This window comes from Halomonas salsilacus (genome assembly GCF_051216275.1).
Classification (GTDB): Bacteria; Pseudomonadota; Gammaproteobacteria; order Pseudomonadales; family Halomonadaceae; genus Halomonas.
Window position 1 is genome coordinate 137,518 of the sequence record NZ_JBPKAQ010000009.1, and the last position, 18,025, is coordinate 155,542.

19 protein-coding genes are annotated in these 18,025 nt (G+C 67.7%); all 19 read right to left on the reverse strand.

Annotation, left to right across the window (positions count from 1 at the left end; genetic code table 11):
* Window positions 1-4: 4 nt before the first annotated feature.
* Complete coding sequence (locus tag ACR80S_RS13655; RefSeq protein WP_023005028.1) at window positions 5-220, reverse strand: TIGR03758 family integrating conjugative element protein; 216 nt, start codon at window positions 218-220, stop codon at window positions 5-7.
* A complete protein-coding gene (locus ACR80S_RS13660) occupies window positions 220-573 on the reverse strand; it encodes an integrative conjugative element protein, RAQPRD family (protein WP_435403522.1) in 354 nt (117 codons plus the stop codon). The genes ACR80S_RS13655 and ACR80S_RS13660 overlap by 1 nt, the downstream gene beginning before the upstream one ends.
* A gap of 194 nt (window positions 574-767) precedes the next feature.
* Window positions 768-1,460, reverse strand: coding sequence for a TIGR03747 family integrating conjugative element membrane protein (locus tag ACR80S_RS13665; RefSeq protein WP_435403523.1), 693 nt, complete (start codon window positions 1,458-1,460; stop codon window positions 768-770).
* A 1-nt stretch (window position 1,461) separates the two neighbouring features.
* A complete protein-coding gene (locus tag ACR80S_RS13670; protein ID WP_435403524.1) occupies window positions 1,462-1,752 on the reverse strand; it encodes a hypothetical protein in 291 nt (96 codons plus the stop codon).
* Entirely contained in the window at window positions 1,721-4,015 is a 2,295-nt protein-coding gene (gene traD, locus ACR80S_RS13675; protein ID WP_435403525.1) for a type IV conjugative transfer system coupling protein TraD, read from the reverse strand. The genes ACR80S_RS13670 and traD overlap by 32 nt, the downstream gene beginning before the upstream one ends.
* Before the next feature lie 9 nt (window positions 4,016-4,024).
* Window positions 4,025-4,510 carry an integrating conjugative element protein gene (locus ACR80S_RS13680; RefSeq protein WP_435403526.1) on the reverse strand — a complete coding sequence of 162 codons (486 nt, stop codon included), beginning with the start codon at window positions 4,508-4,510 and terminating at the stop codon, window positions 4,025-4,027.
* Between the two features lie 76 nt (window positions 4,511-4,586).
* The gene (locus ACR80S_RS13685; protein ID WP_435403527.1) at window positions 4,587-4,757 is read right to left on the reverse strand and encodes a hypothetical protein; all 171 of its coding nucleotides are present in this window, start codon (window positions 4,755-4,757) and stop codon (window positions 4,587-4,589) included.
* A gap of 14 nt (window positions 4,758-4,771) precedes the next feature.
* Complete coding sequence (locus ACR80S_RS13690; RefSeq protein ID WP_435403528.1) at window positions 4,772-5,356, reverse strand: transglycosylase SLT domain-containing protein; 585 nt, start codon at window positions 5,354-5,356, stop codon at window positions 4,772-4,774.
* 9 nt (window positions 5,357-5,365) lie between these two features.
* The gene (locus ACR80S_RS13695) at window positions 5,366-6,109 is read right to left on the reverse strand and encodes a TIGR03759 family integrating conjugative element protein (RefSeq protein ID WP_435403529.1); all 744 of its coding nucleotides are present in this window, start codon (window positions 6,107-6,109) and stop codon (window positions 5,366-5,368) included.
* Between the two features lie 19 nt (window positions 6,110-6,128).
* Entirely contained in the window at window positions 6,129-6,890 is a 762-nt protein-coding gene (locus ACR80S_RS13700; protein WP_435403530.1) for a hypothetical protein, read from the reverse strand.
* The gene (pilL2, locus tag ACR80S_RS13705) at window positions 6,883-7,524 is read right to left on the reverse strand and encodes a PFGI-1 class ICE element type IV pilus protein PilL2 (RefSeq protein ID WP_435403531.1); all 642 of its coding nucleotides are present in this window, start codon (window positions 7,522-7,524) and stop codon (window positions 6,883-6,885) included. The genes ACR80S_RS13700 and pilL2 overlap by 8 nt, the downstream gene beginning before the upstream one ends.
* A gap of 207 nt (window positions 7,525-7,731) precedes the next feature.
* Window positions 7,732-8,265, reverse strand: a complete 534-nt coding sequence (locus ACR80S_RS13710; protein WP_435403532.1) for an STY4534 family ICE replication protein — start codon at window positions 8,263-8,265, stop codon at window positions 7,732-7,734.
* 104 nt (window positions 8,266-8,369) lie between these two features.
* Complete coding sequence (locus ACR80S_RS13715; protein WP_435403533.1) at window positions 8,370-8,645, reverse strand: hypothetical protein; 276 nt, start codon at window positions 8,643-8,645, stop codon at window positions 8,370-8,372.
* A gap of 900 nt (window positions 8,646-9,545) precedes the next feature.
* Window positions 9,546-11,402: a WD40/YVTN/BNR-like repeat-containing protein gene (locus ACR80S_RS13720; protein WP_435403534.1), complete on the reverse strand. Its 1,857-nt coding sequence runs from the start codon at window positions 11,400-11,402 to the stop codon at window positions 9,546-9,548.
* 44 nt (window positions 11,403-11,446) lie between these two features.
* A complete protein-coding gene (locus ACR80S_RS13725; protein WP_435403535.1) occupies window positions 11,447-12,589 on the reverse strand; it encodes a P-loop NTPase in 1,143 nt (380 codons plus the stop codon).
* Window positions 12,590-12,620: 31 nt separating this feature from the next.
* Window positions 12,621-13,403 (reverse strand): ethylbenzene dehydrogenase-related protein, encoded by a 783-nt coding sequence (locus tag ACR80S_RS13730; RefSeq protein WP_435403536.1) that lies wholly within the window; start codon window positions 13,401-13,403, stop codon window positions 12,621-12,623.
* Between the two features lie 49 nt (window positions 13,404-13,452).
* Entirely contained in the window at window positions 13,453-14,190 is a 738-nt protein-coding gene (locus ACR80S_RS13735; protein WP_435403537.1) for a molecular chaperone TorD family protein, read from the reverse strand.
* 16 nt (window positions 14,191-14,206) lie between these two features.
* Window positions 14,207-15,187, reverse strand: a complete 981-nt coding sequence (gene clrB / locus ACR80S_RS13740; protein ID WP_435403538.1) for a chlorate reductase subunit beta — start codon at window positions 15,185-15,187, stop codon at window positions 14,207-14,209.
* Window positions 15,188-15,199: 12 nt separating this feature from the next.
* Window positions 15,200-17,974 (reverse strand): chlorate reductase subunit alpha, encoded by a 2,775-nt coding sequence (gene clrA, locus ACR80S_RS13745; protein ID WP_435403539.1) that lies wholly within the window; start codon window positions 17,972-17,974, stop codon window positions 15,200-15,202.
* Window positions 17,975-18,025 lie beyond the last annotated feature (51 nt).

Here is an 18,025-nt window from a genome sequence, read left to right on the forward strand (position 1 = left end):
GGCCTCAGAGGAAAATCCAGAACATCACCACGACCAGGAAGACGGCGCGCAGGGCGGCAAAGCCGAAGTCGTCGCCGCTGACGCGCCCCTTGGCATAGCCTCGGTAGGAGGAGATGGCGCTCCAGCACGCCCAGAGCAGCACCACGGTGCAGCCCACCCCGGCAATCAGGACGCCCAGGGGAGGCGCCTCGAAGCCGGCACCGGCGGCAAAGGCCTCCATCAGTACCGCTCCCGCAAGTAATCGCCGGCGAGCGGCGCCGGCTGCCGGGGTGGCAAGCGTGGGGGTGCGAGCACGTCGTCGATCCCCTCGGCCACCGCCTCGAGGTCAAGGCGCAGACGCGGCACGTCCAGAAAGACGCGGGTGGTGTGGGGGTCGAACTCGCCGACGCGGCTCTCGAGCCGATCCACGATGCGCTGGATCTGGGCCAGCTGGTCCTGGATCAGGGCCAGGTCCTGGCGGGCGATCTCATCGCGCACGCCGTCGCGCTCGGCGGCATGGGCGGTACCGAACTGAGCGGTCAGCAGCGTCAGGAGCAGGGGCGACAGGGCTCGTGGCAGGCGGCGAAGCGTCATGGCAAGACAGTCCATCCGTTGGCTGGCATTGCCGTCATCCTGTCGCCCGCCAGGGTGCAGCGCAGCAGGAAACCATAAGCGCCGCACACGACGTTTATCTGTGCTCGCTCAATACCCTAGACACGCAAGCACCGGAGCCCGCCCAGGCTCCGGCCGATAACCGCGAGGCCGCGGAAGGCCCGCGACGTGAGGCCTCAGAGGTACTTCTTGAAGCTGCCCGTGGCGATGCTGACCAGCAGGCCAAAGAGCGCCGCGCAGGGCAGCAGGAAGGCGTTGGGGTGGATGGCGAAGGGCACGCTCAGGTAGAGCAGCCAGCCCACCACGAAGACAGGCGTGATGGCCCGCTTGGCATGGTGGTAGATAAAGGCGGACTCGCGCCCCGCCCCGAAGCGGCGCAGGTCACGGCGCACCAGGCCGTCGACGAAGCCGACCAGGGCCGCCAGGGCGAAGAGCGGCGAGGTCAGCAGCAGGATGACCACCCGGGTCAGGGTCATCAGCGTGACGTAGAGCGCCGCCTGCACGTAGACGTGCAGGGTACCGAGCCAGCCCCCGTGGTGGGCGCTGGTCTCGAGCCAGGCCGCTATCCCGCTCCTCACGAACAGCCAGTCGTAGGCGCTGCTGACCGCGCCCCTCGCCAGGGCGACCGGGTCCGAGACCAGCAGCGAGCGGGTGAAGGTGGTATCCAGCCGGGCCACCTCCGCTTCCAGGGTCTCCAGGGCGTGCTGGGCCCCGGGCTGGCTCCACCACTGCCAGTAGATCCCCGCCCACTCGATCAGCACCGACATCAGCAGCGAGACCACCAGCACCGCCATGATCTGAAACGGCAGGCCAAACAGCGTAGAGAGCCAGCCGCTTCGGGTTTCCTGGGCGCGCTCTGCCGTGGCCATCTCAGTGCACCCTCACCGGGGTCAGCGAGCAGAGCAGCGACCAGCGGCGGTCGTGGTAGTGCAGGATCAGCCGCCCTTCATGGGGGTGCTCGCCCTGCTCCCACACCGGCGAGAGCCCCTTGCGGTAGGCGCGCTGGGTCAGCTCGACGCGATCGATCCCGATGACCACGTAGTCGAGCAGGCCGAACAGGGCAGGCGGCAGCTCGCTCAGGGAGCCGCTCTCCAGGGCGATACTGGAGACGATGGCGGTTGCCGCGGTATCAGGCATCATGGGCGTTGTCTCGATGTTCATCACGGTTCTCCCTCTCTTGAGCCAGCGGCCACTCGTCGAGCAGCTGATCCTCGGCCTCCTCCCCCTCCCGGCGCGCTCTGGCCTGGTCCTTGTCCCGCGCCTCAGCTCGAGCTTCTGCACGCGCAGCCGGCGGCTCCTGGTCACCGCTGGCCCGCATCGGGAGCTCGGCCCCCAGGTCCCCCAGTTCCAGGTTCACCGGCGCCGGCATCACCGCGGTCCACCACTGCTCGCCGGTGGTGTAGTCGCGCTTCATGCGCTCGGCGAGCTCGGCGATGCTGCCGGGGATATCTTCGTGCCTGTCGGGCAGCGGCAGCGGCATGCGCACCTTCCAGAGCTGGCCACCCTCGAGCAGGGCGAAGGCCTGCCCCTTGGGCAGCGACACCACGTCCGCCGGCTCGATCATCGGCACCTGCACGGTGCTGATGCGGTCGCCACCGGAGCTGGTGAAGTCGATATCGTTGGCGATGTCGCTGGAGTCGGAGGCCATGCTGACCAGCATGCGGGTGGCCACGTTGACCTGGCGCAGCTGCCGGGTCAGCAGCTCGGCGGTCTTCTCCTCGCGCACCCGCAGCATCACCAGGTTGTTGAAGTTGCCCACCACCTGGCCGGCCTTGGCGGCGTTGCCGATGCGCGCCTCGATGTCGGAGAGGGTCTGGGTGTAGGCGGTGACCTGGATGCCGGCGCCGCCCCCCTTGTTGATGAGCGGGATGAACTCGTCGCCCATCAGCTCGTTGAACTCGTCGCAGTGCAGGTTGATCGGTACCTTGCCCATGCGCTTCCCATTCACCGCCGGCAGGCCGTCATCGATGCCGTGCTTGTAGATATGGCCGGCCACCGAGACCAGGTCGGCGAACATGGAGTTGCCCACCGCCTGGGCCACCTCGAAATCAGACATGGCATCCAGGCCCACGTAGACGATGCCGCGCTTACGGATGATCTGCTGCCAGTCGATGATCGGCCGCGGGTCTTCGATGTCGTCATAGTCCGGCGAGAGCAGCTCGGCGATGCGCCCGGTGGTCAGCTTCTCCAGCAGCGGCAGCAGGCTCGCCACGATCTTGTCGAAGTAGGTCTTGTCGTAGCGCACTGCGCTGCGCAGCCCCTCGAGCACGGCGTCCACCACCTTGACCTGCTGCAGGTACTGCTCAATGGCCACCACCCGCTTGTCGCGGCCCTGAAATTGGCGGGGGATGTTCTTGTCGTTGAGCTTGCCTTCGATGGTGGTGATGCGCTCCCAGGCGTGCTGGTCGTGGCGGGTCAGGGTCTGCTGGGCGTACTCGATCATCAGGCCGTCGATGTTCACCACGTCCGAGAGGATCTGCTCGTAGGTGGGACGTTGCCCCAGGGCATGACGGGCCCGGGCCACGATGTTGACGAAGCGCCAGGCGAACTCGCGGAAGGCGGCGCTGTTGCCCTCCCCGGAGAGCTGACCGGCGAGCCGGGTGGCCACCTCGGAGATGCGTCCGAAGCGGCCCACGGCGTTGTAGCGTGACGAGATATCCGGCCAGCCCAGGTGGAAGACGTAGAAGGAGTCGCCGCGGCCCGCCCGCTGCGCCTCGGCATACATGCGGATCATCAGGTCGGCGTCGCCCTTGGGGTCGAAGGCGATCACCACGTCGCCGCGATGGATGTCCTGTGTGATCAGGATCTCGGCGAGCCGGGTCTTGCCGACCCGGGTGGTGCCCTCAACCAGGGTGTGACCCACCCGCTCCCCCAGGGGCAGATAGACGTCGCGCTCTTTCCACTCCACGGCGTGGAGTGCCGCCATGCCGCCCACCGGCGGCAGCGGGCGCACCGGATTCCAGGGCACATCCGCGGCGAGCAGCTTCACCAACGGCCGGCCGGCGCCGTAGCGTTCCAGCCGGTTCTCCAGCTCCCGGGCCAGGCGGTAGGTCGGCCCCGGGCGCAGATAGCGCTGAACATGAGGCTGCTGGCTCTCATGCAGCCGCTGGGTGTGGCGCGCCTCCCACTTGAAGCCCTTGCCCATCCACAGCAGCCGCTGGCTGACCGGAATCTGTCGGCTGCGCAGCGCGAAGCGCGGCAGGCGCTTCATGTTGCGACGGTAGCGCAGCACCACCCAGGCCTGCCGAGCCCGCCACAGCCCGAAGGCTGCGAAGCCCGCCGCCATGCCGTAGCCCACGCTGGGCGACAGGGCCAGCGACCAGGGCGCCATGATGCAGAGCGCCGCACAGGCCAGGCAGACCAGGGCGGTGTTGAGCTCTACCGCCGGGCGCAGTAGCGCCTCCAGGGGGTGTGTCTGGTTCATTGCGTGCTCCTACTGCTCCAGCCCCTGAGACGTCACCAGCACCGGGTAGTGGGCCAGGCCCAGCCGCTGGGCCAGGTCGTCCCCCTGCGTGGGGCGTAGTTCGAGCCCCGGCGCCACCTCGCGCAGGCGCTCAAGGCCCTCGGGTGTGGCCACCTCGACGATCAGCCCCACCGCCTTGAGCTCGCGCAGGGTCTCCCCCCGGGCCTCCAGCCAGCGCAGCGACAGCGCATCGTCACCGACCAGGAAGAAGGGCGTCATGCGGCTCGGCAGCTCCAGCGGGCGAAAGCGCACCTCGCCGGGCGATAGCCGCTCACTGCTGACCGGCAGCATATCCGCCTCGCTGAACGGCACCGGCGCACGTGGGTCCGGCGCATAGCCCTCCTCCTCCGGCACGTCGGCCATGCCGATGGCGACGAAGTAGGGGCGGGCCGGCTCACCGCCGTGGTCGGCGAGCACCTCCAGGGGAGGCCGCTCTGCCAGGGACATTTGGGGCATGGTCTCCGCCTGAGCACTCACGGCAAGCAGCCCAATGAGCCCACCCACCAGTGCGGGTAACGTCCGGCAGCGACGGTCACGCATCAGGCACCTCCCCCAGCGCATCCTCACCGCACTCCTCCATGTACTCCTCCCGGGAGCCATGGGCCTCTTCGTGGCAGTAATCGATAGGCGGCTCGATCTCGCGAGGCTCGCGCCAGGCCGGTGCCCCGCAGTAGGGGCAGCGATAGGGGGCAGAGCAGGTCATCGATGGCATCTCCCTTAGTTGGCTGCCAGCTGCCGCTGGCGAGACGTTTTCAGCCGCTCGAGTTCGGCGGCGACGAGTCGACGATAGCGGGCCGCCGGCTCCCCGCCGGCGGGACGGTGGTAGCGCCCGGCCGCCTGCACCCAGTCGCCGGTGGCCTCGAAGTGGCCACGTAGCAGGCGGGCCGCCTCCTCCAGGTTGGCGTAGGGGTCCAGGGCATCGCAGGGATGGGGAAAGCGCTTGCCGGCGCCGAACAGCTGCGGCTGCCAGCGCACGTTGAGCTGGGCGATACCCACGTCCACGACGCGGGTCTCCTCGAGGGCCAGCACCAGGGCGTCGCAGGCCGCGCGGCGAGTCGCGAAGTGGAAGCCCTCCCCTGCCACGTTCAGGGTCCAGGGCCAGGGCCGGCGACCCGCCTTCAGGCTGACCACCGATTCGGCAGTGGCCACCGCATAGAGCACCTCGGGTGGGACCTGATGCAGGCTTGCCGCATCGAAATAGGCTGGCGGCACCGCGGCCGCCTTGGCCAGAGACGACACCCATGCCAGGCCACAGGCAAGCGCGCAGCCCATTGCCCAGCGTCGGCATGCTGTCAGCCTCATGCCCCCTCCTCACCTCGGATAGACCTGGGGCAGCGACCCCATGGTGATGCCGTGCTCGGGGTCCGGCTGGCCGTGGTTGAGGGTGATGTCCCGCGCCCGCACGCGGTCCGCCGGCACGCCCACGCGGCGCGCCCAGTCGCGTATCACCGCGTCGTCGCCGTCGCTGTCGAGCACGAAGATGTCCATCTGGGCACCCTGGGCCATCAGCTCGCTGACGGTGCTGTCGCAGCGCTCGCACGCCTCGACCGCCACATACACCGTCAGCCGCGCCTGCAGCGCCCCCTCGTCGGTGAAGTGAAAGGCGTTGCGCGGCCGCAGGGTGAACTCGTCCACCGGCATCTCGTCGGGATAGAGGCGCTGCCAGGCCTCGTCATAGGCCCGCTGGAACGCCAGCTCCCGCTCGGTGCGCTCGCGCTCCACTGTCACCAGCAGCTCCGCATAGCGGCGGCGCTCCTCGGCGCTGCGCGCCTCCACGCCCAGGGCGGTGATGGGATCGATGTCGGGCGACCAGGTCCCCCGTGGCCCCTCCATCAGCGTCTCGTAGCGCTCCCAGTCGAGCTCGGTCAGTTTCCAGGCCTCGGCTTGCTGCGTGCGCGTGGTGGTGCGCTCGCTCTCGAGCAGCCGCTGAGCCTCCTGAATCACGGCGGAGGCGTCGGAGCGGCGCTCCGGGGTTGGCTGGGCATCGGCCTGGCTTGCCAGCAGCGCCACGGCAACGGCCATCGCGGGAAGCACAGCAGGTGTCATGGTGGTCATCGCAGGATCTCCGGTGGGCTCAGGGAATCTGGACGTCGACCGAGCGGCCGTTGCGGCTGAAGACGGCGTGGGTGCTGCGGATACTGGTCAGCTCCCAGCCATCCTGGCGATCCCCGACGCCAAGAAGCCGGATATCGCGCAGGCTCGACAGGCCGTTGGGCGAAACGCCAACGTAGGGGCGCCCGCCCCGGGACTCGACGCCGGTGACCTGGAACGGGGGCGAAGGCGGGGCCGCTGGCCGCGGCGCCGGGCGGGCAGGTGCCGGGCGAGACGCCGCCTGCCGGCTCTGCTCGAGGCGCTCCTCCAGCGTCTGGATCTGCTCGTTCTGGGCGGTGACGCGAAGGTTGAGCTCGCTATCCAGGCGGTTCAGCGTCTCGGCCAGCTCGGACAAGCGGAGCTCGAGCGGATCCAGCTGCTCCAGCTGAGCCTGTGCGGCCGTGATGCCGGCAGCATGCTCCTGCCCTCGCTGCTCGGCTCGCTCGAGACGCTGATCCAACTCCGTCAGGCGCTGCTCCAGCGCCGCCTGCTGCGACTCCACTCGTGCCAGACTCTCCTCGAGCGGCACCACCGCCTGCTGCACCTGAGACTGCACCAGGGATTCCATCGGCACCTCCTCGGGCACCGGCCTCAACAGCAGCGCCCCTGACACCACGGCGCCGGCCAGGCTGACCGCCAGCAGGCCGTAGAGGGCCTTCCTGCTGCCCTTCCCTGCCCCGCGCTTGCGGCGACGCTGCGACTCCGTCGGCTTGTGGTCGGGCGTTAGCTCGGTGGGCTCACTCATCGCTCACCTCCGCCACTGCTCCAGCGCTCTCGTCGCGACTGTCGTCGCCGTCCGGCACATAGCGGATATCCCGCACCTTGTAGCAGACCTCTCTGGCGACGGGGTCGACCTCCAGCTCCCAGGCGTCACCCCCCAGCACCTGGAGGGCTTCGCGCAGCGGCATGGGGCCCAACCGGTAATGGGCCGCCGGCAGCGGCTTGCGATAGAGGGTGCGCTGGGCGGGACCAGGCGCGGGGCAGAGCGAATAGCCGGTATGGCGCAGGGTGTGATGCAGCGCATCCTCCACGGTGGTGGTCATGGATGCCGGAATGCGCACGTCGATGGTCTGCTCCAGGAGGTAGCGCTGACCCAGCGAGGCCTGAGTGGCCACCAGCTGGTAACGCCCGGTGCGAATCACCTCGACGGAGGGCAGCTCGTCGCTGTAGATGTCCGGGGTCACGGCCTCGGTCGTCGGCGGATTGGAGCCGGTGACCACGGCCCGATGCCGCTCGCCGTCTACGTCGAAGTAGGGCAGCGAGAGCACCAGAGGATCGGCGTTCGAGGGTTCGGGAGTCTGTGGCGGCTGATGCGCACAGCCCGTAAGCAGCGTGGTGGCGATCAGAGCAGCGGTCGAGAGGGTGGAAAGGTTGAGCATGCATTGCCTCAAGGGAGTCCATTCAATGGCGTTGAGGCAGGAGGTTCTCGGGTTTGCGGGGGCGGGTCGATTGGAAAGTGTAATCAGGCGGGGAAAGGAAAAACGCCCCGGGTGGGACGTTCTTCACGGGTTGGCGATCGTCACTGCCGGGGCATGACGTGGCGGGGTCATTCCCTGCCAGGGTGGGGTTGATCGAAACGCTGTGGATCAGTGCATGGCCGGCGAATCGAAGGAGCCGGCCGCTTCTCCCGAGAGGGCAGCGGCGTAGCCATTGCCGGACTCAGGCTGCTCCGCTGAGGCAGCGGATCTGTCGTTACCGGCACCCTCCTCGTTACGGCGGGGCGCCTGGTAAACCATCTCGCCATTCACCTTGATCCAGCTGATGAACAGCAGGCGCGCCTTGAGACTGACGCCGGTCTGGCCGGCCTTGTCTCCCTTGGAGTAGACGAAGGTGTCCGTCCAGAGGTCGCCCAGCTTGAAGCCCACCAGCACCTTGCGGCCCTGGTAGACCGCCTGACGACAGCGCTTAACGAGCATTTCGGCCTCACGGCCGCTGATCCGGCAGTCGAAGCGGGTGTAGCCCACATCGTCTGCGGGGCCATTCAGGGCCGCGATATCGCATGCCCAGAATGCGTCTCCGCGCTTCGGCTTTACCTCCCGGATTCGGTTGAGGTAGCCAAGGCCGGTGATATGAAGATCGAAGAAGCCAGTGGTGGCACCCTGATGAGTGGTGACCGTCATGGTGTGTCTCCTCGGTGAGTTCAGTCTGCGCCCGGGAGACACTCGCCCCCTGCGGGAAGTCGAGTGGCTTCCCGGGTGGGCAAGAGGTGGATTCAGACGCTGGCTCAGCCTATCAGCACGCAATGGTGCCGAGCGCCCGCCAGGTTGGTGTGGCAGCAGTCGCAGGACGACATCGAGAACGCGTCGTCTTGCTCGCTATCGCCGACGACGAGGGTGTTCCCGTCGCGCTGCGTGGCGGCGATGGCGTCACGCACTTCCCGCTCGCGAGCGGCAGCGCTCTCCTCATCCAGGAAGTGATCCAGCCCGGTGGCATCGTCATTGGCGATGATCATCAGGCAGTCGACACAGACCATGACACGGTCGTCGACAATAGTAGCCATGGGGCATTCCTCCAGGTTCCAGGGGTCCGCCCCCCTGGGGAGGCATCTCCCCGAATGGGTGGTAACAGTGGCATCCAGCCCTGATGGGCGGCCTCGTCTCGGGATGCGCGAGGCCTTGGGAGGTGGCGTACCGCCAAGCGGCGCACCCTTGAAACGCCCGGGTGCCGGGGTGTCTCGGTTGGAGCCGGTCGAGACCACCGGGCCGCCAGCGGCGGCACTTGCCCACTGGGAGGCTGCCCGTCACATCCGCAGCACTTCCTCAATATCCCCACTCGCAAGACGCGGCACACCACGTCTTGGGATTGAAGACCATAGAGGGCATCAACAGGGTCGTCGCCGTACCGACAAGCACCAGGATGTCCGCCATGCAACTGGAGCCAAGGCATGTCCCTCGTTGCCATGCTTCGCTCACGGTGGCACCCGAATCTTTTCGCGGACGCATTCGGTCGATCAAGCACAGATCCCTGTACAAAGGGCTCCCGTTGGTGATGCGGTGGGCTCCGCAGAAGGGCAGGCATTTCCGACGTGGAAACGTCAACCGGCCTGCCTGCGACCCTGGATCAAGGTAGCTGGCAGGCCGGTCGTCGTATGAGACAGGTGGCCAACCAACCAAGCTGGCCTAGGACTAAGGAACCTCGAACCCCGACTGTTGATGATGCAGTGTGAGCCGCAAAGGCGGGCTGGGGCGTATTCGTCTCGCGAGGTGCGAATACTTCGGGGGAATGAGCGTTGGCGCTCAAAGGGCGTTGCGTGATGACCGTCAGCAACCAACGGGGTGTAACGATATTATTGAGGCTGCCCCCACCCCGGTCAAGGTGATGGTGACAAAGCGCAGGTTGTTCTGGTCGGTCTGATTAGAACCTAGTGCCGGGTCTTGATATCGAAGACCGTCTCACAGCGCTACCCTCGCTGCCTTAAAATAATGCCGCGATCGCCCACCGCATAGACACGACCATCCCGGGTGGCGCATACCGCCCGTAGCCCGCGGTCGGTAACGCCGGACTCGGTGATCCACTGGTCGCCCTCCAGGCGCAGCAGGCAGCCGCGGGTTCCCACGGCATAGGCGCGGCCGGGAGCGGTGCCGGAGACGCTCAGCAGGTCGTCGCGAAGCCGAGTGGGCTGCAGCTGCCAACGGCTGCCGTCGAAGTGGGCCAGGGTACCGGAGAGTCCGACCGTGTAGATGTCATCCAGGGCCGGCCCCCAGACGCCGTAGAGGAAGTTCTCCGTGCCGACGTTGAACTCCGCCCACTCCTGACCATTGTAGCGCAGCACCAGGCCGAAATCCCCCACCGCCAGGAGGTGGCAGCTGTCCCAGCCCCACAGGCCGTAGAGCGCCGACTGGGTGCCGCTGGGCATGCGTTTCCAGCCGAGGCCGTCGAAGTGCAGGATGAGCCCCTCATCGCCCACCGCAAAGATTGAGTCGGGCGCGCTGCCCCACATTGCCAGGATGGTCAGGTCCAGATGCAGGTCGAAGTGGAGCTGCCAGCGGCTGCCGTCGTAGCGGTAGATGCGCCCCTGCTGGCCGGCAGCGAAGAGCCCCTGGCCGCTGTCCCAGACGCAGTGCACGGCCAGCTCGCTGGGCGCCGGCAGCGCCTGCCAACGCCCCTCCTCCAGCACCAGCACGGTGCCCGCCTCGCCGCAGGCATAGCAGGTGCCGTCGGCCGCCTCGTGGACGCCCCAGAGCTGACGGTCAGTGGGCGACGCCATGGCCGCCCACGGGCTGGGTGCGGGCGCATCGGGGGGCGGGGCCAGGGCGGCGGTGAAGTCAGCAGCGGCAGTCATGATGGTGCCGAAGTCGCCCACGGCCAGGGCTTCACCGGTGGGCAGCGCCACGACATCCATCAGGTCGTGAATGCTGTTGCTCTCCAGGCGCTCAAGGCGCAGCTCCTTCAGGTAGTAGAGATGCCCCTGGTCGCCGACAATCAGCACTCCGTCCTTGTACGCCTTCACCGCGCGCAGCCGCGGCATCGGCGTACTGAAGGTCAGCGCCTGAAACTGGCCCTCCCGGTAGCGCACCAGCTCGCCACGAAAGCCCCCCTGGTCGACGAAGTAGCGCCCGCCGGCCAGCAGCAGCTCATCATCGCCGAGCAGCAGCATCGCCTGGAAGCCGGAGCCCAGGGGGCACTTCAGGGAGACCCAGCGGCCATCCAGGTCGCGCTTGAGCACCGTGCCCTCGCCGCCGGCGGCGTAGACGGTGCCGTTGGGGGCGCAGGCCACCGCGCGCAGGTTGATGCGGGTCGGAGAGGTCTCCTGAGCCCAGTCGCTGCCGTCGAAGTGCAGGATCATGCCGTCGTCGCCCACCGCCCAGGCCTGGCCGTCGGCGTTGCCGTCGATGGCAAACAGCGGCGTGTTTTCGGCACAGGCGGCAAAGCGGCCATTCTCGTCCACCACACCACCGCGGCGCTGGTGCCACTCGCGGCCGTCGAAATGCAACACGCAGCCCATCCAGCCCACGGCGATCAGTGCATCGGCGCGAGGGCCCCAGAGGCTGTGCAGCGGCAGGTTGCCGGGCACCGCCATGCGCTCCCACTGCCGGCCCGAATCATCGGCGGCACCGGTGTAGCGCAGGATCATGCCCTCGTCGCCCACCACGAACACCTCGCCATCGCCGGCCCAGCCCGACCAAAGCACATCGCCGTCGCCGGCCCCCACCTCCGGCACCCGGCGCCAGGGGGCACGCTGGGGCGCCTGGGCGCTGGCGGTGTCGAGCAACTGGCGAAAGAAGCGGCGGCGGTCGGCATTGGCGGCCTGGGTCATGGCGTGAGGTCCTTGCAAAAAAGAGAGATAGCAGCGGTGGGCGGTTAGCGCTCCGGCTCCGAGGGGGGCAGCGACGCACTGCCGAGCAGCTCGGCTAGCTCCGCGCGCAGGGCTTCGCGCTGCTCGGCGGGTACGGCGGCCAGCGCCTCCTCGAGCTCCGGCGAGGCCTGGGCCTCCTGATGCATGGCCTGCAGGGAGCCGGCGGCAGCGGCCGCGAAGCTCTCGCTGGCCCGGGCGATGCAGGCGTCCACCGCCGGCTGGAAGGCGCGGGCCTCGGGGCTGTCGGGGGCGTCGATCACGATGGGGCGCCCGGCATCGGAGCCGCTCGCCAGGGCGGGTGACAGCGGGATCTGGGCCAGCGAGGCGACCCCCGCCCTCTCCAGCGCCTCGGCCAGGTGGGCTCGCGGGAAGAGGTGGAAATCGCCGCCGCAGTGGGGGCAGGTGACACCGGCCATGTTCTCCACCACCCCGAGCAGGGGCAGCCCCCGCTCCTGGCAGAAGCGCACCGCCTTGAGGCTGTCCATCAGCGCCACCTCCTGGGGGGTGGTCGCCAGCAGCGCGGCTACGTCGTGCCCCTCGAGCAGGTCGGCCAGGGTGATCAGCTCGTTGCCGGTCCCCGGCGGCATATCGACCACCAGGAAGTCCTGGGTGCCCCAGTCGAAGGAGCCCACCAGGTGGTGCATGAAGTCGTGCTTGTAGGCGTCGCGCCAGACGATGGGCGCATCGTCGCTCTCCATCATGAAGGCCAGGGAGCCGACCTTCACGGGGTGGTCGAGCCCCGGTGCCGAGAACTCCCGCGGCGTCAGGCCGTGCTTGGCGAGGCGCACGCGCTCGCCGACGAAGCCGAAGAAGCGGCTCTGGTTGGGCCCGTGAATATCCGCATCGGCCACCCCCACACGATAGCCGCGGGCGGCGAGCCCGGCGGCCACGTTGGCGGACACCGTGCTCTTGCCCACGCCCCCCTTGTTGGCCATCACCATGATGATCTGGCCGATCTGCCCCAGGCGTGTCTCCAGCAGGCGCTTCTCGTGGTGCCCCTTCTCCAGGCGGCAGCTCGGCTCCTCCGGGCAGAACTGGCAGGCGTGGCCGCGGCCGCAGTCCTCGGGCGCAAGCGCCAGGGGGTCGGGTGCCGCCCCGGCATCACGCCGAGGGCCAGAGTCGCGGGGGGGGAAATGGGAAACCGACATTGCTGTTCACTCCTCTGCCATCCGGGCGGCGTCAGTCGTCGCTGCCGGTATCCAGCAGAATCCAGGTATAGGTGATGCGCTTGTTGCCGTCGCGCTCGTGGTCGCTGCCCTGCCAGACGGCGAAGGAGACCGGCACCGGCTCCCCGTCGAAGCGGATCTGGTAGTCGCCCTCGACCTCCAGGGGGCGGGACATCACCACCTGCCACTCGCTGTCCTGGGCAATCTCCCGCTCCATATAGGCGCCGGCGCCGGAAACGTCCTGCTCGGGCAGCAGGGTGGTGCTGCCGAAGCCCCCGGCAGCGAGGTTCTCCACCTCGGCCAGATCGGCCCGCCAGTACCAGATATTGACGGGCTTCTCCGGGCCGGTGCCCATCATGTAGGAGGTATCCTGGCCGTTCAGGGCAAACTGGATGGCGGCGCCGTCGCTGAAGACATCCACCGTGTTGGCCCGATCCTCGCTCTCGTCCTTCCAACGCAGGCGCACATAGAAGCGCTCGCTGGTGCGTGCCACCTGGAAGTAGAGATGCTTGCCGCGGGTGGCGCCGTCATCGAAGCGCAGCTTCACCGACTCATGCACCGGCGGCGCCGGCAGCAGATGGGTGCGGTAGAGCGGCACGCGGTTCCAGATGATGTCATCCGGGTCATTCTGGCTGCGCAGGAAGATCTGCTCGGGGAGGCGCACCAGCTCGACGGTGTCGCCAGGCTTCACCTCGGCCACGTTAGGGTTGGCTTCGGGGTGCTCGGCCCAGGCGGAGGTGGCGGCGAAGGCCAGCCCCAGGGCCAGGGAGCTGCGCAGCATGGGTCGCAGTGTCATGACAAGTCTCCTCACAAGGGGGCAGCGAGCCCCCAGGGGCGCCGCGTGGTCAATCCCACAGCGAGCGCGAATCGGCATTGGAATCGGCACCGGCTTCGCCGGCCTGCGGCGAAGGCCCCACCTGGGCGGAGAGTGCCGCCTGCTGATCGGCCGTCCACTCGGGCAGCACCTCGATCAGCCGCGCCAGGGTCGGGTCGAGACCCTGGCCCCGGGCGCCGGCGAAGCGCTCCCTGATGGCCCCCAGCAGCGGCCCCAGGTAGCGGGCGATGAAGTCCCGCTGGGCGCGCCGATAGGGCCCCGGATCACGCCCGCCGCTCAGGGCCTCACGCTCCAGGTGACAGAGCAGGGTGCAGAACTCGAGCATGGCCACCAGGTGGTCGGGCTCCTCCGCATGGCCCTCGTCGCCCTGGGCGGCCTGCAGCCCGAAGTGGCGATAGAAGGCCTTCACGTTGAGCAGGTAGTTGCCCGGCGTCTGACCCTCGAGCAGCGCCTCGTGGGCGCTGGCCACCAGCGGCACCCGCGGGCTGCCGCGCTTCCCCTGGAGGAAGGTCGCGGTATAGCCCACCTGCAGCGCGGTGAGATCTTCGCTCGGCGGCAGCGCCGGCCAGGGCTCGCCGGTCAGGGTCCGCCAGGCGGGGGCCAGGGCCGCCGCAACGCGACCCTCCTCCAGCGCCTGCTGGGTCTCGGCCAGCGGATAGCCGAACAGTGCCGCGGCCAGGCGGTAGATCGTCTCCCTCGCCGCCAGGCTGTCCCTCTCGTTCGTCGCAGGGGCTGCGGTCACGGTCATAGCGTCTCTCCCGGTCTCAGCTGAGCTTGAACATCTCGGCGTGGTTGAAGCCGATCAGGGTATCCATCAGCTCGCTGTCGCGGCCTTCGGCCTTGGCCTGGCGCTCCCGCTCCAGGGTCTCGAGCACCTCGCCGGTGCGCGGACCGAACAGGCTCTCCAGGTACTCCAGCGGAATCCGCTGCTCGTCCAGGGCCCGGCCATCGGAGGCGAACTTGGAGGGCGACATGGGGGGCACGTAGAAGACGTTGGGCTGGGTGCCCCACTCCGCATGCAGCGGCAGCGCCACCTTGTACTTGTTCACCAGCAGGTGAATGGGCCCCTCTTCATCGTCCAGGTAGCCGATCCAGCGGATCCGGCCGACGCACTGCTGTGCACAGGCCGTGGGCAGCCCCTTCTCGATGCGCGGATAGCAGAAGATGCACTTCTCGGACTTGGAGATCTGCTCGTTGAAGTAGACCTTCTTGTAGGGGCAGGCGTTGACGCAGTAGCGGTAGCCCCGGCAACGCTCCTGGTCCACCAGCACGATGCCGTCTTCCTGACGCTTGTAGATGGCGTTGCGCGAGCAGGCGGCCAGGCAGGCGGGGTTACTGCAGTGGTTGCAGAGACGCGGCAGATAGAAGTAGTAGCTGTTGGGGTAGTCGCCCTCCCCCTGGTCCTCGTCCCAGTTGGCCCCCCAGGTGGGCTTTACATGGGGGCGCAGCCAGGGGTCGGTCCCGGTCATCAGCGCTTCCTGATAGTTGTACTCCCAGGGAATGCCGTAGTCCTCCTGGCTGGGCTGGCGACCCAGGCGCAGGGCGCCGTCGGCATCGAAGCCGCCGCCCATCTGCTGGTAGTCGCGCGGATAGCCACGCCCCGGCTGGCTCTCCACGTTGTTCCAGTACATGAATTCGCGACCGTTGCGGTTGGTCCACATCAACTTGCAGGCCGTGGTGCAGGTGTGGCAGCCGATACACTTGTTCAGGTCCAGCACCATGCTGAGTTGGCGTTTGACAGCCATGGCAATCTCCTATTAAACAGCCCGCGGGTCGGCGATGTCTTCGGCCTTGGCAAGCTCGATGTCGAAGCTCGACTCGTGCAGCAGCTGGTTGGCGTTCCACAAGGCGTATCGGAAGCCCAGATGCCCCCAGCCCCCTACCAGCTCCAGCGGCTGAAGGAAGGTGGCCATGGAGTTGTTCATGGGCTTGCGGTGGATGTACTGATGCGGCTCCCAGCCGTGCTCCATCATGATCGAGTGCACCGGAATGCTGGGGTAGAACTTCGCCTGGGCGAAGAACTCGCCGGTGGAGTTGAACAGCCGCACTCGGTCGCCATCCTTGATGCCCCGCTCCTCGGCCAGCTGGGGGTTGATGTAGATGTTGGGCTCACCCCGCTGAAGTCGCAGCATGTGCTTGTTGCTGCGCCAGTTGGAGTGGATCCCCCAGCGGGTATGGGGCGAGTAGAAGTGCAGCGGATACTTGGACGCCGCCGGCCCCGCATAGAGCCGTGCCGTAGGCACGGTGGAGTCCAGCTTCATGAAGCGCGGGTGGTCGCAGTAGAAGGTGAGGCGCCCGGTCAGGGTCTCGTAGGGCTGCTTGCCCTCGGTCTGGGCCACGAAGGGGTTGTAGGGCTCATCCTTGGGCAGCGGCTGGTTGATGCCGGCATGCTCGTTCATGACGATGAAGCCGCGCTCCGCCGCCTCCTCCAGGGTGATGTCGCCGAACTCGGGAGAGTTCTCCACGATGTAGCGCGCCACGTCCAGGTCGGTGTTGAACTGGCCGTTGCGGGTGAAATCGTCGTGGATGGTGTGCAGGTCCCGGGTCACCTCGCCATCCTGGATGGGCCCGATGCCCCGGGCGATGGCGCGCTCCTGAATCTTCTTGGTCAGCAGCACCATGATGTCCCAGTCGGGCCTGGACTCGCCCACCGGCGGAACCGACTGGGTGAAGATGTTGCAGAAGCGGTGATAGCCCTGGGTACGCAGGTCCCAGGCCTCGTAGTGGCTGGCCGCCGGCAGCACGTAATCGGCCCACTCGGCGGTGGAGTCCATGCGCGCGTTGATGTTGACGTAGAGCTCGCTGGCCTGGCGCAGGTGCTCGTCGCGGTAGCGGTCGGCAAACTTGTTGCGGCGGAAGGTATTGTCGGCGATCGAGATCATCCCCTTGATCTCGCCGTAGTAGGGCATCCACCCCTCGTCAATGGACTCCTGGATCATCTCCTCCATCTCGTCCAGGTCGAAGCCGACGCGCTCCTTGAGCTTGGCGTTGTCGAAGTGCTCCCGGGCGCCTGCCATCATGCCACCGCGCAGGAACTCGCCCAGGCCGCCCGGCTCGTAGCGGGCCGACTTCTTGCCCTCGAAGGTGGCAAGCTCGGTCCAGCGGGGGTGGTTCCAGGAGATCCAGGAAGTATCCAGGCCGCCGGTGCGGCCGCCGTGGCCGGTCAGCGCCAGCGCCAGCGCATAGCCCCAGCAGGTGTAGAGGCAGTTGGAGTAGCTGGAGGTGATGTAGCCCAGCATCACGATCGCCTTGCGCGCCTTGGCCAGATGGCGCGCCTCCTGGCGCACCACATCGGGATGGATATTGGTGGTCTCGAAGGTGGCCTCGGGGGTGAACTTGGCCGCCTCCCGCTTGACCTGCTCGAACACCGTGGTGACGGCGATGCCCTCGACCTCGAACTCGCCCTCCAGGGCCGGATCGATGCCGTTCAGCGCCAGGGTCTTGTCATCGCTGCCCATGGAGCCCCTGGCCTTCACCGCCCCGCCGCCGTTCAGGTCCCAGTGGTAAAAGACCTCGTCGCTGCCGCCCTCCACCAGGTCCGCCTCGCGCAGCATGCGGCCGTTGTCCAGGCGCACCAGGATCGGCAGGTCGGACTGCTCCTTCATGAACGCCGGCTTGTAGAGCTTCTCCTCGATGATGACGTTGACCATCGACATCGCAAGGAAAGGGTCGGTGCCCTGGTTGATCGGCATCCAGAGGTCGGTATGGATGGCGCTGGGGTTGAAGTCCGGCGACGAGCTGGTGATCCGCGCCCCGTTGTACTTGGCCTCCCAGATGTAGTGGGCATCGGGGATGCGGGTGGCGTTGGGGTTGATCATCGCCAGCATGATGTAGTCGGCGTCGAACCAGGCGTCCGAGGTGAAGCTCTCCAGGGGCGTGCCGTAGGTGAGGTGGGCACCGGTGAGCAGGTCCCCCACCACGGTGAAGCCGTCCAGCTGGATGCCGCCCACCAGGGAGGCGAAGCGCTGCGGGCCGGCCTGGCGCACCATGGTCTGGTTGCCCGACCCCTGGTGGGTCTTGAGCTTGCCGGGGCCGTACTTCTCGAAGATATCGATGATCTTGTCGGCGATCTCTTCGGTGGCCTGGTCCCAGGAGATGCGCTGCCACTTGCCCTCGCCGCGCTCGCCGGCCCGCTTCAGCGGGAAGCGCAGGCGGTCGGCCTCATACATGGCCGTGGAGTGGATCGCCCCCTTCTGGCAGCCACGCGGGTTGGCGTCGGGCACGTTGGGGTTGACCTGGGGGTACTTGGCGATCTGCTCCTCGCGAATGACGATGCCGTCCTTCACATAGACGTTCCAGGCGCAGTTGCCCATGCAGTTGATGCAGTGGGCGGCGTGACCCACGCTGTCCCAGCTCCATTCATTGCGATAAAGATCCTCCCAGCTGCGGTAGGGGTACTCGCTGGCTAGGGTATCGCCGACGGGCTCCAGGCGATTGAGCGCCCAGACGTTGCCGCTGAGCATGGCGCCGGCGGTCCCCGTAAGCCCCAGCCCCTTCAGGAAATCGCGCCGCTTGAGCTTCCACATCCCCATAACACTCTCCTCATCCACGGCCTCTGCCAACGGCCTTAGCCGACCGATCGC

What these genes read in the sequence shown, in the direction of transcription:
- ACR80S_RS13660 (WP_435403522.1), bottom strand. Translation starts at nt 573, where the DNA reads ATGACGCTTCGCCGCCTGCCACGAGCCCTGTCGCCCCTGCTCCTGACG.
- clrB (WP_435403538.1), bottom strand. Translation starts at nt 15,187, where the DNA reads ATGGCTGTCAAACGCCAACTCAGCATGGTGCTGGACCTGAACAAGTGT.
- ACR80S_RS13735 (WP_435403537.1), bottom strand. Translation starts at nt 14,190, where the DNA reads ATGACCGTGACCGCAGCCCCTGCGACGAACGAGAGGGACAGCCTGGCG.
- pilL2 (WP_435403531.1), bottom strand. Translation starts at nt 7,524, where the DNA reads ATGCTCAACCTTTCCACCCTCTCGACCGCTGCTCTGATCGCCACCACG.
- ACR80S_RS13710 (WP_435403532.1), bottom strand. Translation starts at nt 8,265, where the DNA reads ATGACGGTCACCACTCATCAGGGTGCCACCACTGGCTTCTTCGATCTT.
- ACR80S_RS13665 (WP_435403523.1), bottom strand. Translation starts at nt 1,460, where the DNA reads ATGGCCACGGCAGAGCGCGCCCAGGAAACCCGAAGCGGCTGGCTCTCT.
- ACR80S_RS13680 (WP_435403526.1), bottom strand. Translation starts at nt 4,510, where the DNA reads ATGCCCCAAATGTCCCTGGCAGAGCGGCCTCCCCTGGAGGTGCTCGCC.
- traD (WP_435403525.1), bottom strand. Translation starts at nt 4,015, where the DNA reads ATGAACCAGACACACCCCCTGGAGGCGCTACTGCGCCCGGCGGTAGAG.
- ACR80S_RS13670 (WP_435403524.1), bottom strand. Translation starts at nt 1,752, where the DNA reads ATGAACATCGAGACAACGCCCATGATGCCTGATACCGCGGCAACCGCC.
- ACR80S_RS13690 (WP_435403528.1), bottom strand. Translation starts at nt 5,356, where the DNA reads ATGAGGCTGACAGCATGCCGACGCTGGGCAATGGGCTGCGCGCTTGCC.
- ACR80S_RS13685 (WP_435403527.1), bottom strand. Translation starts at nt 4,757, where the DNA reads ATGACCTGCTCTGCCCCCTATCGCTGCCCCTACTGCGGGGCACCGGCC.
- ACR80S_RS13655 (WP_023005028.1), bottom strand. Translation starts at nt 220, where the DNA reads ATGGAGGCCTTTGCCGCCGGTGCCGGCTTCGAGGCGCCTCCCCTGGGC.
- clrA (WP_435403539.1), bottom strand. Translation starts at nt 17,974, where the DNA reads ATGGGGATGTGGAAGCTCAAGCGGCGCGATTTCCTGAAGGGGCTGGGG.
- ACR80S_RS13700 (WP_435403530.1), bottom strand. Translation starts at nt 6,890, where the DNA reads ATGAGTGAGCCCACCGAGCTAACGCCCGACCACAAGCCGACGGAGTCG.
- ACR80S_RS13695 (WP_435403529.1), bottom strand. Translation starts at nt 6,109, where the DNA reads ATGACCACCATGACACCTGCTGTGCTTCCCGCGATGGCCGTTGCCGTG.
- ACR80S_RS13720 (WP_435403534.1), bottom strand. Translation starts at nt 11,402, where the DNA reads ATGACCCAGGCCGCCAATGCCGACCGCCGCCGCTTCTTTCGCCAGTTG.
- ACR80S_RS13725 (WP_435403535.1), bottom strand. Translation starts at nt 12,589, where the DNA reads ATGTCGGTTTCCCATTTCCCCCCCCGCGACTCTGGCCCTCGGCGTGAT.
- ACR80S_RS13715 (WP_435403533.1), bottom strand. Translation starts at nt 8,645, where the DNA reads ATGGCTACTATTGTCGACGACCGTGTCATGGTCTGTGTCGACTGCCTG.
- ACR80S_RS13730 (WP_435403536.1), bottom strand. Translation starts at nt 13,403, where the DNA reads ATGACACTGCGACCCATGCTGCGCAGCTCCCTGGCCCTGGGGCTGGCC.